Source organism: Pimelobacter sp. 30-1 (genome assembly GCF_018831735.1).
Taxonomy (GTDB): Bacteria; Actinomycetota; Actinomycetes; order Propionibacteriales; family Nocardioidaceae; genus Nocardioides.
On the sequence record NZ_NHTS01000016.1, the window covers coordinates 127,800 to 141,147 of the forward strand.

General features: G+C 72.2%; 14 protein-coding genes. 7 read left to right on the top strand and 7 right to left on the bottom strand.

Annotation, left to right across the window (positions count from 1 at the left end; all coding sequences use genetic code 11):
- Positions 1-52 precede the first annotated feature (52 nt).
- The 4 genes from CCO04_RS26980 to CCO04_RS26995 all read right to left on the bottom strand — a co-directional run bounded on the left by CCO04_RS26980 (position 53) and on the right by CCO04_RS26995 (position 3,724).
- Positions 53-985, bottom strand: a complete 933-nt coding sequence (locus tag CCO04_RS26980) for a MetQ/NlpA family ABC transporter substrate-binding protein (RefSeq protein ID WP_215817272.1) — start codon at positions 983-985, stop codon at positions 53-55.
- A gap of 17 nt (positions 986-1,002) precedes the next feature.
- Positions 1,003-1,674, bottom strand: coding sequence for a methionine ABC transporter permease (locus CCO04_RS26985; RefSeq protein WP_215817273.1), 672 nt, complete (start codon positions 1,672-1,674; stop codon positions 1,003-1,005).
- Entirely contained in the window at positions 1,671-2,684 is a 1,014-nt protein-coding gene (locus tag CCO04_RS26990; RefSeq protein ID WP_215817274.1) for a methionine ABC transporter ATP-binding protein, read from the bottom strand. The genes CCO04_RS26985 and CCO04_RS26990 overlap by 4 nt, the downstream gene beginning before the upstream one ends.
- A 137-nt stretch (positions 2,685-2,821) precedes the next feature.
- Positions 2,822-3,724, bottom strand: a complete 903-nt coding sequence (locus CCO04_RS26995; protein WP_308281569.1) for an Lrp/AsnC family transcriptional regulator — start codon at positions 3,722-3,724, stop codon at positions 2,822-2,824.
- 223 nt (positions 3,725-3,947) lie between these two features.
- On the opposite strand from CCO04_RS26995, the gene CCO04_RS27000 reads away from it, so the two are divergent.
- Genes CCO04_RS27000 through CCO04_RS27010 form a run of 3 tightly spaced genes read left to right on the top strand, consistent with a single transcriptional unit; the run spans position 3,948 to position 6,296 of the window.
- Complete coding sequence (locus CCO04_RS27000; protein WP_215817275.1) at positions 3,948-4,367, top strand: nuclear transport factor 2 family protein; 420 nt, start codon at positions 3,948-3,950, stop codon at positions 4,365-4,367.
- 7 nt (positions 4,368-4,374) lie between these two features.
- Complete coding sequence (locus CCO04_RS27005) at positions 4,375-5,886, top strand: cytosine permease (RefSeq protein WP_215817276.1); 1,512 nt, start codon at positions 4,375-4,377, stop codon at positions 5,884-5,886.
- A gap of 44 nt (positions 5,887-5,930) precedes the next feature.
- Positions 5,931-6,296 (top strand): SRPBCC family protein, encoded by a 366-nt coding sequence (locus CCO04_RS27010; RefSeq protein WP_215817277.1) that lies wholly within the window; start codon positions 5,931-5,933, stop codon positions 6,294-6,296.
- 10 nt (positions 6,297-6,306) lie between these two features.
- Here CCO04_RS27010 and CCO04_RS27015 read toward each other — a convergent pair whose 3' ends face one another.
- Positions 6,307-6,936 (bottom strand): TetR/AcrR family transcriptional regulator, encoded by a 630-nt coding sequence (locus CCO04_RS27015; protein WP_215817278.1) that lies wholly within the window; start codon positions 6,934-6,936, stop codon positions 6,307-6,309.
- 95 nt (positions 6,937-7,031) lie between these two features.
- On the opposite strand from CCO04_RS27015, the gene CCO04_RS27020 reads away from it, so the two are divergent.
- From CCO04_RS27020 to CCO04_RS27030, 3 genes are read left to right on the top strand one after another with little or no spacing between them, the layout of a single operon-like run.
- On the top strand, positions 7,032-7,961 hold the full coding sequence (locus CCO04_RS27020; protein WP_215817279.1) for a patatin-like phospholipase family protein: 930 nt from the start codon (positions 7,032-7,034) through the stop codon (positions 7,959-7,961).
- Positions 7,958-8,806, top strand: a complete 849-nt coding sequence (locus CCO04_RS27025) for an SDR family oxidoreductase (RefSeq protein WP_215817280.1) — start codon at positions 7,958-7,960, stop codon at positions 8,804-8,806. Before CCO04_RS27020 ends, CCO04_RS27025 begins: the two co-directional genes overlap by 4 nt.
- On the top strand, positions 8,803-10,311 hold the full coding sequence (locus CCO04_RS27030) for an NAD(P)/FAD-dependent oxidoreductase (protein ID WP_215817281.1): 1,509 nt from the start codon (positions 8,803-8,805) through the stop codon (positions 10,309-10,311). The genes CCO04_RS27025 and CCO04_RS27030 overlap by 4 nt, the downstream gene beginning before the upstream one ends.
- On the opposite strand, the gene CCO04_RS27035 is transcribed toward CCO04_RS27030, so the two are convergent.
- Positions 10,269-11,594: an MFS transporter gene (locus tag CCO04_RS27035; protein WP_215817282.1), complete on the bottom strand. Its 1,326-nt coding sequence runs from the start codon at positions 11,592-11,594 to the stop codon at positions 10,269-10,271. The genes CCO04_RS27030 and CCO04_RS27035 overlap by 43 nt on opposite strands.
- 143 nt (positions 11,595-11,737) lie before the next feature.
- On the opposite strand from CCO04_RS27035, the gene CCO04_RS27040 reads away from it, so the two are divergent.
- Positions 11,738-12,634: a helix-turn-helix transcriptional regulator gene (locus CCO04_RS27040; protein WP_215817283.1), complete on the top strand. Its 897-nt coding sequence runs from the start codon at positions 11,738-11,740 to the stop codon at positions 12,632-12,634.
- Here CCO04_RS27040 and CCO04_RS27045 read toward each other — a convergent pair.
- Complete coding sequence (locus CCO04_RS27045) at positions 12,624-13,259, bottom strand: TetR/AcrR family transcriptional regulator (protein WP_215817284.1); 636 nt, start codon at positions 13,257-13,259, stop codon at positions 12,624-12,626. The genes CCO04_RS27040 and CCO04_RS27045 overlap by 11 nt on opposite strands.
- Positions 13,260-13,348: the final 89 nt, after the last annotated feature.

A 13,348-nucleotide genomic window follows, 5' to 3' on the forward strand; every position in this document is an offset into this window, starting at 1 on the left:
TTGAACACGTCGAGTCGAGGACGGCACCGGCGCCCGAGCGCCGGGCCGTGGGTCACTCCGCGGAGACGGGTGCCAGCTGACCGGAGAGGCTCGGGTCGTCGTTCTCGGCGAGGTAGGGCTGGACGCGCTTGTCGAAGAAGACCTTCTCGAGCTTCTCGACCTGCGGGTCGTCCAGGTACGCCGTACCGACGACGAGCTGGCCGGCGAACTCCTTGGGGGCGTCGGGCTCGTAGATGCGGTACTTCACGGGCGTCCCGGCGTCGACGAACGACATGTTGTAGTCGATGACCGCGTCGACGGAGTCGAGGGTGCGGGGGCCGGCGCCGTACTCCATGTAGGTGAACTTGTAGCCGCCGATGTTGTCGGCGATGTCCTGCTCGGTGGCGGCCCAGGGGTCGACGCCGTCCTTGAAGGTCAGCTTGCCGGCGCGCTCGAGGATCCACAGCGCCTGGGCGGTGTTGGCGGGGTCGTTGAGGAGCGCGATGGTGGCGCCCTTGGGCAGGTCGTCGAGGGAGGCGTACCGGCTGGAGTAGACCGAGTACGACCACTGGAAGACCTCGCCGAGGGCGGTGAGCTTCATCCCGGTGGCGTCGGTGACCTGCTTGAGCCAGTGCTTGTGCTGGTAGATGTTGGCGATGTACTTGCCGTCAGCCGTGGCCTGGTCGAGCTGGTTGCCGTCCTCGATGCCGACGCCCTCGATGGTGACGCCGTAGTCGGGGGCGATCTCCTTGTTCAGGTAGTCGAGGAACGCCTTCTCCGAGGCACTGCTGGCCTGGTAGGCGATCTGGAAGTCGCTGCCGAAGTGGCTGCCGGCGACGGTCTTGTCGTCGCCCCCGCCCGTCAGCCGTACGACGAGGAACACGGCGAGCGCGAGGACGACGACCGCGGCAAGTCCGGCGAGGAGGAGCTTGCGTGGCGAGCGACCGAGGTCGATGCTCTCGGCCGCCTCGGAGGTACGGCGCCCGGGCTGCTGGGTGGTGGACATGACGATCCCTTTCAGGGTCAGTGGGTGAGGGCCCGGACGATCCGGTCACCGGAGAACTGGATGAGCTGGACCAGCGCGACGAGCAGCACGATGCAGGCGATCATGATGTTGTCGTCGAAGCGCCGGTAGCCGTAGTTGACCGCGAGGTAGCCGACGCCGCCCGAGCCGATGGCGCCGGCGATCGCGGAGTACTCGATCATCGCGATCACGTTGAGCGTCAGCCCGGCGGCCAGCCCGGGGAGCGCTTCCTTGAGCTGGATGGACGTCATGATCTGGCGCTTGCTGCTGCCGCCGGCGAGGCCGACGTCGAGGAGCTCACGGGGCACCTCGCGCACGGCGTTCTCGGTGAGCCGCGCGAAGAACGCGATGCCCGCGATCGACATGGGGATCAGGGCGGCCTGGAAGCCGATCGTGGTGCCGAAGACCAGCTTGGTCACCGGGATCACGGCCGCCATGAGCACGAGGAACGGCAGCGAGCGGCCGAGGTTGGCGACCCAGCTGATCGACAGGTGCACGAGCCGGTGCGGCGTGAGGCCGAGCGGCGAGGTGTTGAAGATGAGGACGCCGAGCGGCCCGCCGACGAGGACGACGACCGCCATCACGATCGCGACCATGCGGAAGGTCTCGCCGAGCGCGGGCAGCAGCAGGTCCGGTACGTCGGGCCACGGCGTACCGAGGAGGACGGTCATGCCGCACCCGCCCCCGCGTCCGGGACCGCCCGCAGCAGCACCCGCTCGGCCGGCTCGGCGACGACGCCGTGCCGGGCGAGGACCTCCGCGACCCGGCGGTCGTCGAGGCGCGGGTCGAGCCCGAGCGCGAGCCGTCCGACGCGGGACTCCCCCGCGGCCTCGACGAGTGCGGCGAGGACGGCGATGTCGGTGTCGAGCTCGCGGCCGGCCTGGGCGAGCCACACCGGCGAGACGTCGTCCCCCTCGTAGCGCACGTTCCAGGTCCGCAGCCGCTCGGCGTCCGGGACCGGCGGCATCGGCAGGAGCGCGCGGGAGAGTCCCGAGTCCGACCTCCGCACGACGTCCGCCACCGCGCCCTGCTCGACGATCCGGCCGTGGTCGAGCTGGGCGACCAGGTCGGCGATGCCGCGCACGACGTCCATCTCGTGGGTGATCACGAGGACGGTCAGGCCGAGGTCGTCACGCAGCTCGGTGAGCAGGTCGAGGATGGCGCGGGTGCTGTCCGGGTCGAGCCCGGACGTGGCCTCGTCGGCCAGCAGCACGGCGGGGTCGAGGGCGAGCCCACGGGCGATGCCGATCCGCTGGCGCTGGCCGCCGGAGAGCTGCGAGGGGTAGTGGTTCGCCCGGTGCAGCATGCCGACGCGCTCGAGCAGCTCGGCGACCCGGCGCCGGGTCTCGGCCTCGGGCAGCCCAGCGTGGCGCATCGGGAGCGCCACGTTCTGGGCGGCGGTCCGGCGGCGCATCAGGTTGGCGGACTGGAAGACGGTGCCGATCTGGCGCCGCGCCGAGCGCAGGTCGCGCCGGGAGAGCCGGGTGAGGTCCTGGCCGTCGACGGCCACGGTGCCGCTGGTCGGGTGCTCCAGGAGGTTGATGCAGCGGGCCAGCGTGCTCTTGCCGGCGCCGCTCGGCCCGACCACCGCGGCGATCTGCGCCTGCCCGACGGACAGGTCGATCCCGTCGAGCACGGTGGTCGCCCCGTAGGACTTGGTGAGTCCGGAGATCTCGATCATCCGGCGTCCCCCGTTCAGTCGATCAATGTTTCTCGACTGAATTTATAGACTTTGCCGGACGGCACCGCCAGAGATCCAGGTCACCTGCACCGACGGCGTGCCCGATCCCCCGATCAACGAGACCTTCAACGAGATCTTCAGCGAGACGCGTCCGGCGCGAGGCTCGCCGCGTCGTAGGACTCCTTGACGATCGCCAGGTGCCGCCAGGTCGCCAGGTCGCGCACGCCAGGGAGCGAGCGGATGCGCTCCAGCACGTCGAGGGTCGGCCGGGACCGCCCGTCGGCGAGCGTGACGAGGAGGTCCGCGCGGCCGTAGGTGGCGGCCAGGAAGAGCACGTCCGGGAGCTCGAGCAGCGCCGTGACGACCGGGTCGACCGAGCCGGCGACGCGGACCGCGACGCCGGTGACGTCCTGGCCCGCGAACCGGGTGCGGCGCGCCAGCCCGCCGATCCGTACCGCCGAGGAGGCGACGAGCCGCTGCACCCGGCGCCGTACGGCGGCCGGGGTGAGGCCGACCGCCTCCGCCAGCGCGACGTACGACGCGCGCCCGTCGGCCTGGAGCAGCCGCAGCAGGTCGAGGTCGATCTCGTCGACCTCGCAGGTCACCGGCCCGACGGGGCCGAGCACGTCGCGGTGCACGGCGGCGTAGACGAGGGTCTCGACGGCGACCACCCCCGGCAGCGCGCGCAGCTCGGCGACGGCCGCGGCGAAGCGGACGCCGTCGGGCTCGCGGACCTCGACCACGAGCGGGTGGTCGCCGGTGGTGACCGAGACGAGGGTGGCGTCGGTGCGCTCGGCGGCGGCCCGGGCCACGGGGAGGACCGGGCCGTCGACGGCGAGCGTGAGGTAGCCGAGCTCGCGCTGGCCCAGCAGTGCCGGGTTGACCGCGCCCCGGACGACGACCGCGGCGTCGGCGAGCAGCCGGGCCAGGCGGGCGCCGGCGGCCGAGCGGGAGAGCCCGGTGCGCTCGGCGATCTCGCGGTGGGTCATCCGGCCGTCGCCGGCCAGGAGCGCGACGATGCGCGCGTCGACGTCGTCCACCGGTCTCCTCCTGGCCGTTCTTGCACGAAGTCGCAGCAAGATATTTCCGCAGCGGCGACCGGCCGATCGATAGTCCGGCCGCCTCCAGGATCTCAGATGGCGCTCGTTCTGCCCATCCGACCGGCAGATCGATCGTCAGTATGCGCACACCAGTTCCGGTTGTGCTTGTCACCGCCGCACGCCCGCCGTAGCGTCAGCCGACCGATCAGCGCAGGAGGACGACGTGACCGAGCCCCAGCAGCACCTCGACGAGCTCGACGAGACTGCCGTCCTCGCCGCCGCCGACCGCCTCGTCGCGGCCTTCGCGGCGACCGACACGGCGGCGTACTTCGGGTGCTTCGCGCCCGACGCGACGTTCGTCTTCCACACCGAGCCCGCCCGGCTCGACGACCGCGCGGCGTACGAGGCGCTGTGGGCGTCGTGGCTGGCCGACGGCTGGCAGGTCCTCGCCTGCGCGAGCACCGAGCGCAAGGTCCAGGTCGCCGGCTCGACCGCGATCTTCACCCACACCGTCCGCACGACGGTCCGCCCGGCCGCGGGCGCCGCCGAGGAGTCGTATGCCGAGCGGGAGACCATCGTCTTCACCGCGACCGGCGCGGGCCTCGTCGCCGTCCACGAGCACCTGTCCCCGATCGCCGAGTGAGGCTCCGATGACCACCACCGACCGCGCCGCCGCCGCTCCGCCGGCCGCGACCACCATCGAGGTCAACGGCATCGCGCCGATCCCGGACGAGGAGCGCACCGCCTCGCCCGTCGACCTCTTCCGGCTCATCTTCGGCGGCGCCAACACGTTCGCCACCGTCGTCCTCGGCACCTTCCCGATCGTCTTCGGCCTCTCCTTCTGGCAGGGCGCCGCCGCGATCGTGATCGGCCTGCTCGTCGGCGCCGCGCTGCTCGCGCCGATGGCGCTCTTCGGTGCCCGCAACGGCACCAACAACGCGGTCTCGTCCTCGGCCCACCTCGGCGTGCACGGCCGGGTGGTCGGCTCGTTCCTGTCGCTGCTGACCGCGCTCGCGTTCTTCTCCATCTCGGTGTGGTCCTCGGGCGACATGCTCATCGGCGCCGCGCACCGCGCGATCAAGATCCCCCAGAACGACGCCAGCCTGGCCGTCGGCTATGGCCTGTTCGCCGTCCTCGTGCTCGTCGTGTGCATCTACGGCTTCCGCTTCATGCTGCTGGTCAACAAGATCGCCGTGGTCGCCACGACGCTGCTGTTCGTGCTCGGCATCGTCGCCTTCGCCGGCGACTTCGACTCCGGGTACGCCGGCACCGCCACCGGATCGCTGTTCTGGCCGGCCTTCGTGGGCGCCGTCCTCATCGTGATGTCCAACCCGGTCTCGTTCGGCGCCTTCCTCGGCGACTGGTCGCGCTACATCCCGCGCGAGACCCCGCGCCGGCACCTGATGCTCGCCGCCTTCGGCGCCCAGATCGCCACGCTCGTACCGTTCACCTTCGGCCTGACCACCGCGACGATCGTCGCCACCGCGCAGCCCGACCTGTTCGCGGCCGGCAACTACTCCGGCGGCCTGCTCGCCGTCTCCCCCGGCTGGTTCATGCTCCCGGTCTGCGCGATCGCGGTCATCGGCGGCCTCTCCACCGGTACGACGGCGCTCTACGGCACCGGCCTGGACTTCTCCAGCGTCTTCCCGGCGTTCAGCCGAGTCCAGGCCACCGCCTTCATCGGCGCGTTCGCCATCGCCTTCATCTTCGTCGGCCGGTTCGCGATCGACGTGGTCACCAGCATCAGCACCTTCGCCGTCCTCATCGTCGTGTGCACCGCGCCGTGGATGGTCGTGATGATGATCGGCTGGTTCGTGCGCCGCGGCTGGTACGACTCCGACTCGCTCCAGGTCTTCAACCGCCGCCAGCACGGCGGCCGCTACTGGTTCGCGCACGGCTGGAACTGGCGCGCGATGGGCGCCTGGCTCATCGCAGCCGGCGTCGGCCTGCTGTTCGTCAACCTGCCCGGCCAGTTCGTCGGCTGGCTCGGCAACCACGCCAACGGCGTCGACCTGAGCATCCCGATCAGCCTCGGCCTCGCCGCGATCCTCTACCTGGGCGCGCTCTTCGTGTTCCCCGAGCCGGCCGACGCCTACGGCCCCGAGGGCGCCCGGCTGGTCCCGACCGGACCCGCGGCGAACCACCCGATCGTCGGCGACTAGCGACTCGACCGGTCGCCGACCGCGGACGCCCGCACCCCGCGTCCATGGCGCGCTCCGGCGAGCGCGCGGTCGGCGGCCGGACGTCCGGCGAGCTCGCCCTGGGCGAGAGCGTCACCTGGCGGGCCGGGCACGTCGGGATCCCGTTCCGGATGACGGTGGCGATCACCGAGCACCAGGTGCCGGGCCGGTTCGTCGACGAGCAGGTGCGCGGGCCGTTCGGCCGCTGGCACCACGAGCACCTCTTCGCGGCGGACGCCGGCGGCCGGACCCGGATGACCGACCGGATCTCGTTCGCCTCGCCCCTCGGGCCGGTCGGGGTGGGCGTCGACCGGCTGTTCCTGACCGGCTACCTGACCCGGCTGGTCCGGACCCGGAACACCTGGCTCCGGCAGCGCCTCGAGGGCGGCTAACCGGCCCCGCTCAGCGCGCCGCGATCCCGTCGTACATGACGGCGCGGATGGCGGCGCTCAGCCGCTCCTGCTGCGCGGGCGCGGGATCGCGCATGCCGACGAGCACCGAGCCCAGGATCATGCCGTTGATCGACTGCGCGGTCGGCTCGACGTCGAGGTCCGCGCGCAGGTAGCCGAGCCGCACCCCGTGCTCCAGGTACGCCGCGGTGAGCGGCGTGGTCATCGCGAAGAGGTCGAGCATCCGCTCGCGCATCGCGTCGTCGATGCCCGCGGCGGAGAGCAGGAGCTGGGCGACGCGGGGGTCCTCGCTGAAGATCTGGGCCAGGGCGGTGCCGATCCGGGCGGTCTGGGCGCGGTACTCGTCGAGCGTGCTGACGGCGTCGGGCGCGTTCTCGGCGCCGAGCGCCCCGACGATCCGGTCGATCAGGTCGGTGATGACGTGCTCGACGATGTCGCGCTTGTTCTCGAAGTAGCGGTAGAAGGTGCCGTGCCCGATGCCCAGGCGCGCGGCGATGTCGGCGATCCCGGTGGCGTGGTAGCCCTGCTCCGCGAAGCACGTGAACGCGGCCTCGATGATCTCGCGGCGGGTCTCGGCCTTGCGCCGCTCCAGTCGCGTGAGGCCCTCCGTGGTCGCCGTCATGACACCGGAGCCTATTGCAGATCGCCGAAACTGACGATACGTTCCGTAACTGACACGCCATTCCGCTTTGCTCGACACGACTCGCAGGGGGCCACATGGGGCGCGCACTCGTCATCGGCTGCGGCGGCACGCTGGGCTTCGCCTGGACCGCCGCCGTGCTCGCCGAGCTCGACCGGCAGGGCTGGGACACCCGGACCGCCGACGTCCTCATCGGTACGTCGGCCGGGGCCGAGCTCGTCGCCCTCCTCGGCGCCGGCGTGCCCGCGGGCGCGATCGAGGACCGCAGCGACGCCCGCGTCGCGGCGCACCTGTCCTCCCCCGGCGCGCCGGGCCGGCTGCCGGGACTGCCCCGGCCCACGCTGCCCGCGCTCGGGCTGACCCGGGCCGCGCTGCGCGGCCGCGGCGACGTGCTGTCCGGGCTGGCCGGGCTGCTCCCCCGCGGGGGCGGGGTCGCGCAGTGGCTCGTCGACCTGGGCACCGCGCTCGCCGACCCCGACACCGGCTGGGTCGCGCACCCCGCCACCTGGCTGGTCGCCGCGGACACCCGCACCGGTGCCCGCGTGCCGCTCGGCCGCGCCGACGCCCCCGCGACCTCCCTGGGCCACGCGATCGCGGCCTCGTGGGCGATCCCCGGCTGGTTCCCGCCCGTCGCGATCGGCGCTCGCCGCTACGTCGACGGCGGCGCCGTGTCGCCCACCTCGGCCGACCTCCTGCTCCCCCACGTCGCCGACGGCCGGATCGACGAGGTCGTCGTGGTCGCCCCGATGTCCAGCCACGGCGGCGCCCGCGCCCGCGGGGCGGAGCGGGCCGAACGACTGCTCCGGCACCCGATGACCCGCCGCGTCGACCGCGAGGTCGCCCAGCTGCGGGCCGCGGGCGCGCGCGTCCACCGGATCGAGCCGAGCCCCACCGACCTGTCCGTCATGGGCGCGAACTTCATGGACCGCTCGCGCGTCGAGCGGGTCCGCGAGGTCGCCGCCCGCACCGCTCCCTCCCTCGTCGCCCGCCAGGAGGCCCGCCGATGACCCGTCCCACCCCCATCGACCTCGCCGGAGCGCACGTCGCGCTCACGGGCGGTGCCCGCGGCATCGGCCGGGCCACCGTCGAGGCGTTCCTGGCCCGCGGGGCGAAGGTCTCGTTCGGCGACCTCGACCTGGACACGGCACGGGCCACCGCGGCCGCGACCGGAGCGTCGGCGCACCTGCTCGACGTCGCCGACCGGGCGTCGTACGACGCGTTCGTCGACGCCGCGGAGGCCGAGCACGGCCCGGTCGACGTCCTGGTCAACAACGCCGGGATCATGCCCAACGGCGCCTTCCTCGACATGGATCCCGCACTCGACCGGCTGATGATGGAGGTCAACGTCCACGGCGTCCTGCACGGCATGCGCCGGGTCCTGCCCGGCATGGTCGAGCGCCGCCGCGGCCACGTCGTCAACGTCGCCTCGCTGGCCGGCAAGTTCCCCATCCCGGGACTCGCGGTCTACAACGCCAGCAAGTTCGCGGTCGTCGGGCTCACCGCCGCGACCCGCCTGGAGATGGCGCCCCACGGCGTCACGCTCACCGCGGTACTGCCCTCCGCGGTCGACACCGACCTCGCCTCGGGCCTCGACATGAAGCCGATCCCCAAGGTCTCCCCCCAGCGGATCGCCGACGCCGTCGTCGGCTCGGTCCGCAGCCGCGACGCCGAGATCGCGGTTCCCGGGTACGTCGGCGCGCTCGCCGCCGGCTCCCACCTGGTGCCCGTGCCGGTCCTCGACCGGTTCCGGCGCCTGATGCGCGACGACCGCGCCCTCCACGCCGACACCGCCGAGCGGGCGTCGTACACCGAGCGTCTGGCCGACGCCGCCACCGAGAGGAACTCCCGATGAGCACCATCCATGACGCCGTGATCGTCGGCGCCGGCTTCGGCGGCATGGGTGCCGCGATCGAGCTGCACCGCCAGGGCTACGACGATCTGGTCATCCTCGAGCGCGAGGACGACCTCGGCGGCACCTGGCACGTCAACCGCTACCCCGGCCTCGCCGTCGACATCCCGAGCTCGACGTACTCCTACTCCTTCGAGCCGAACCCCCACTGGTCGCGGCTGTTCGCCCCCGGCCCCGAGCTCAAGAAGTACGCCGGCCACGTCGCCGACAAGTACGGCCTGCGCCGCCACATGCGCTTCGGCGCCGTGGTCGAGGGCGCGCGCTGGGACGAGGACGCCACCGCGTGGGAGGTGACGCTCGCCGGCGGCGAGGTGGTCCGCGGGCGCTTCCTGCTCACCGCGACCGGCTTCCTCTCCCAGCCCAAGCTGCCCGACATCGCGGGCATCGAGGACTTCGCCGGCACCGTCGTGCACACCACGCGCTGGGACGACGGCATCGAGCTCACGGGCAAGCGGGTCGGCATCATCGGCACCGGCGCGACCGCCGTCCAGCTCATCCCCGAGCTGGCCAAGGTCGCCGACCACCTCACCGTCTACCAGCGCACGCCGATCTACGTCTCGCCCAAGATGGACGGCCCGGTGCCGGGCGTCGTGCGCACCGCGTTCGCCAAGGTCCCGCTCACCCAGAAGGCGACGCGTCTGGTCGGCACCTCGATCCTCGAGGTGATGATGGTCGCCGGTGTCCTGCACTTCCGCGACCTGCCGTGGGCCAACGCCGCCGGCAAGCGTGCGTGCGCCGCCCACCTCAAGCGCCAGGTCAAGGACCCGGTGCTGCGGGCCAAGCTCACGCCGGACTACGACTTCGGATGCAAGCGGCCGACGTTCTCCAACACCTACTACCCGACGTTCACCAAGCCGCACGTCGACCTGGAGACGACCTCGATCGACCACGTCGACGCCCACGGCATCGTCACCACCGACGGCAACCGCGTCGACCTCGACGTCCTCGTCCTCGCCACCGGCTTCAACCTGTGGGACGTGAACTTCCCGGCCGTGCAGATCGTCGGCCGCGAGGACCGCGACCTGGGCAAGTGGTGGCGGGACAACCGGTTCTGCGCCTACGAGGGCATCACGGTCCCGAAGTTCCCCAACTTCTTCTCCCTCAACAGCCCCTACTCCTACTCGGGCCTGTCGTACTTCACGACGATCGAGACCCAGATGGCCCACCTGGGCCGGGTGCTCGGCGCGATGCGCCAGCGCGGGGCCGACGTCGTGGAGGTCACCGAGGAGGCCAACGACCAGTTCCTGGACCGGATGACCGGCCTCCTCGGCAACTCCGTGTTCAACGCGGGCAGCTGCGCCACCGCGCGGAGCTACTACTTCAACCAGCACGGCGAGGCGGTGCTGCTGCGCCCGACGTCGACGTTGAGCGCGGCCCGCGAGGCCACCCGCTTCCCGCTGGACGACTACACGTTCACCGGCGCGAGGGTGGCCGCCTCGGCCTCCTGAGCCTCGCTGGTCATCGCCCGGTGCCGGGTCTCCGGCATGAGCAGCACGCACACCACGCTGCCGAGGGCGAAGACCGCGAGCATCCACCCGATCGCCGCCGTGTTGCCCGCCTCCGCGAAGTCGGAGGCGAGGTACGGCGCCGTGCCGCCACCGATCACGCCGGCCAGGTTGTACGCCATGCCGGCGCCCGTGTAGCGGTACTCCGTGCGGAACATCTCCGGCAGCATCGCGCCCGCCGGGCCGTACGACATCGCGAAGATCGCGAGCGTGCCGAACAGGCCGAGCGCGAACGCCGTACCGGTGCCGCGGTCGAGGATCGGGAACAGCGCGAAGCCCCACGGGATCGCGAGCAGGCACGAGAACAGCACGACCTTGCGGCGGCCGATCCGGTCGCTGTAGACCGCCGACAGCAGCGTGATGGTGCCGAAGACGAACGCCGCGGCGACGCCGATCGTGAGCACGGTCGCCCGGGACAGCCCGATCGCGGTGGTGCCGTACGACGTGAGGAACGCGGTGCCGACATAGAAGAACGCGAACAGCATCGCCAACGACCCGCCGCCGAGGAGGATCTCCTTCCACTGGTGGCGCAGCGCCGACGCGAGCGGGCCCTGGGTGGACGCCCGGGTGCGGGCGTTCTCCTGGAACATCGGCGTCTCCTCGACCTTGAGCCGCACGTAGAGACCGACCGCGACGAGCAGCGCGCTGGCGATGAACGGCACCCGCCAGCCCCAGTCCAGGAAGGCGGGGCTGGTGTCGCCGACGACCCGGTTGACGACGAGGAAGGTCCCGCTGGACAGGGCGAACGCCAGCGCCGGGCCCATCTGCGGGAAGGCGCCGTAGAGGCCGCGCTTGTGCGCCGGTGCGTACTCCGCGGCCAGCAGCGTCGCGCCCGCCCACTCGCCGCCGACGGCCAGGCCCTGCAGGAAGCGCAGCGCCACCAGCAGGATCGGCGCGGCCACACCGATCGTCGCCGCACCGGGCAGCAGGCCGATCGCGACGGTCGCGGCGCCCATGAGCAGCAGCGTGCTGATCAAGGTCTTCTTTCGCCCGAGCCGGTCACCGAAGTGGCCGAACCCGATCGCGCCCAGCGGCCGGGCGATGAACGCGACCGCGAAGGTCGCGAACGACGCCACGCTGGCGGCCGAGTCGCCCAGCGCCGGGAAGAACACCGTCGGGAACACCAACGCCGCGGCGGTTCCGTAGATGAAGAAGTCGTAGAACTCGATCGTCGTGCCCGCACAGCTGGCGAAGGCGACACGACGCATCGGGGTCGGTCGGGACATGGAATCCACTCCTCAGGGTTCGCTTCGGTCGGCGGGAGTGTGAGCCGGGCCACAACGCCGCCGAACCCCTCGAAGGGGGTGCTACCTCCCAAGGAGGGTGCTCCCGTTGCCGCCTGTGACAGCAGTCACCTACCGTGGGAGCCATGTCCCTGGCCATGTCCCCCGAGCTCGTCCAGGAGCCGCCGACCGAGGGCGCGCGCCTGCTGCGCTCGCTCGCCGCGTTCCGCGCGACGGGGCACAGCGACATGGCCTTCGGCGGCCCTGTCGTCGACAGTGGCGGCGCCCTCGACATCACCGGGCTGCACAGCGCCCAGACCCGTGCCCTCCAGGGCCTGCGGGTGCGCTCGGGCTACGGCTTGGGCGGCAAGGCCTTGCTCATGGGCCGCCCGGTCTCGGTGACCAACTACTACGACGCCCGCGGCATCACCCACCAGTACGACGGCCCGGTCCGCGCCGAGCAGCTCGAGACCGTCACCGCGCTGCCCATCGTGGTCGACCGGGTGCCCCGGATGATCGTCTACCTCGGCCACCGGGCCCAGGTCGTGCTCGGCGACGTCTGGTACGACGCCTTCCTCCCCCACGTGCGCCGCCTCGAGCGCGAGATCGCCGTCGACGACGAGGTCCGCCGCCGCCTGGGTCAGCTGCGCCACCTGCGTCCGGCCACGCCCGCGCCGCCGTCCGACGTCCAGCTCACCCGCGCCGACCTGCGCGACATCTCCGACGAGCTCGCCGACCTCGCCTCGCTCGTCGAGGACGACGCCCTGCGCGCCCGCCTCGAGGAGGTGCGCAGCCGGGTCGAGCACGGCCGTGCCCCGGCGGCGCGTCGTACCGGACGCGGGGTGCCGACCGGTCTCGCGGCCCGCGAGATCGACGTCCTCACCCAGGTCGCGCTCGGCCAGAGCAACCGCGAGGTCGCGGTCTCGCTCGGGCTCGTCGAGAGCACCGTGAAGTCCTACCTCAAGAACGCCATGCGCAAGCTCCACGCGACCAACCGGGTGCACGCGGTGCGGCTGGCGCGCGAGGCGGGCGTCATCGACTGACCGGCCGGGCGCCGTCGATGAGGACGGCGCACAGGGTGTCGACGTTGCGCGTCGCCGGGTCCCCCAGGATGTCGGCGCGCCGGGCCGGGTCGGTGAGCCCGGTGATCGCGGTGAAGATGAGCCAGGTCATGCCGGCCGGCGAGATGTCCGGGCGCAGCGACCCGTCGGCCTGCCCCCGCCGGATGACCATGTGCCAGATGGCGATGCAGCGCTGACCGTCGGTGACCAGCGACTCGGCTCCCGGCTCGCGGCGCACCTGCATGAGCTCGCGCACCATCGTGAGGTGGTCGAACGGGTGCGCCGTGCTGACCGCGGTCGCGGCCCGGATGAGGTTCTCGAGCCGGTCCACGCCGGTCCCGGGCAGCCGTGAGGCCGCTTGGAGCTCGGGGACCAGCGCGGCGAAGTAGCGCTTGCCGACCGCGATGAGCAGCTCGTCCTTGCTGGCGAAGTGGTTGTAGATCGAGGGCGCGCGCATCCCCGCGGCGTCGGCGATCGTGCGCATCGAGGCCCCGCGGCTGCCGTGGAGCGCGAAGGACTCCGCCGCGGCGTCGAGGATCCGGTCGGCCGCAGTGATGGCCGGCTTGCCGCGCGGGCGGCCGCGCTGTCGTGTCGTGTCGTCGTTCATCGGACTCCGCATCCTAGGTCCTGGGGCTTGACAGACTAACGATCGTTAGTAAAACCTGACACTGCCCCCCGAACCAAGCATTTGCTTCG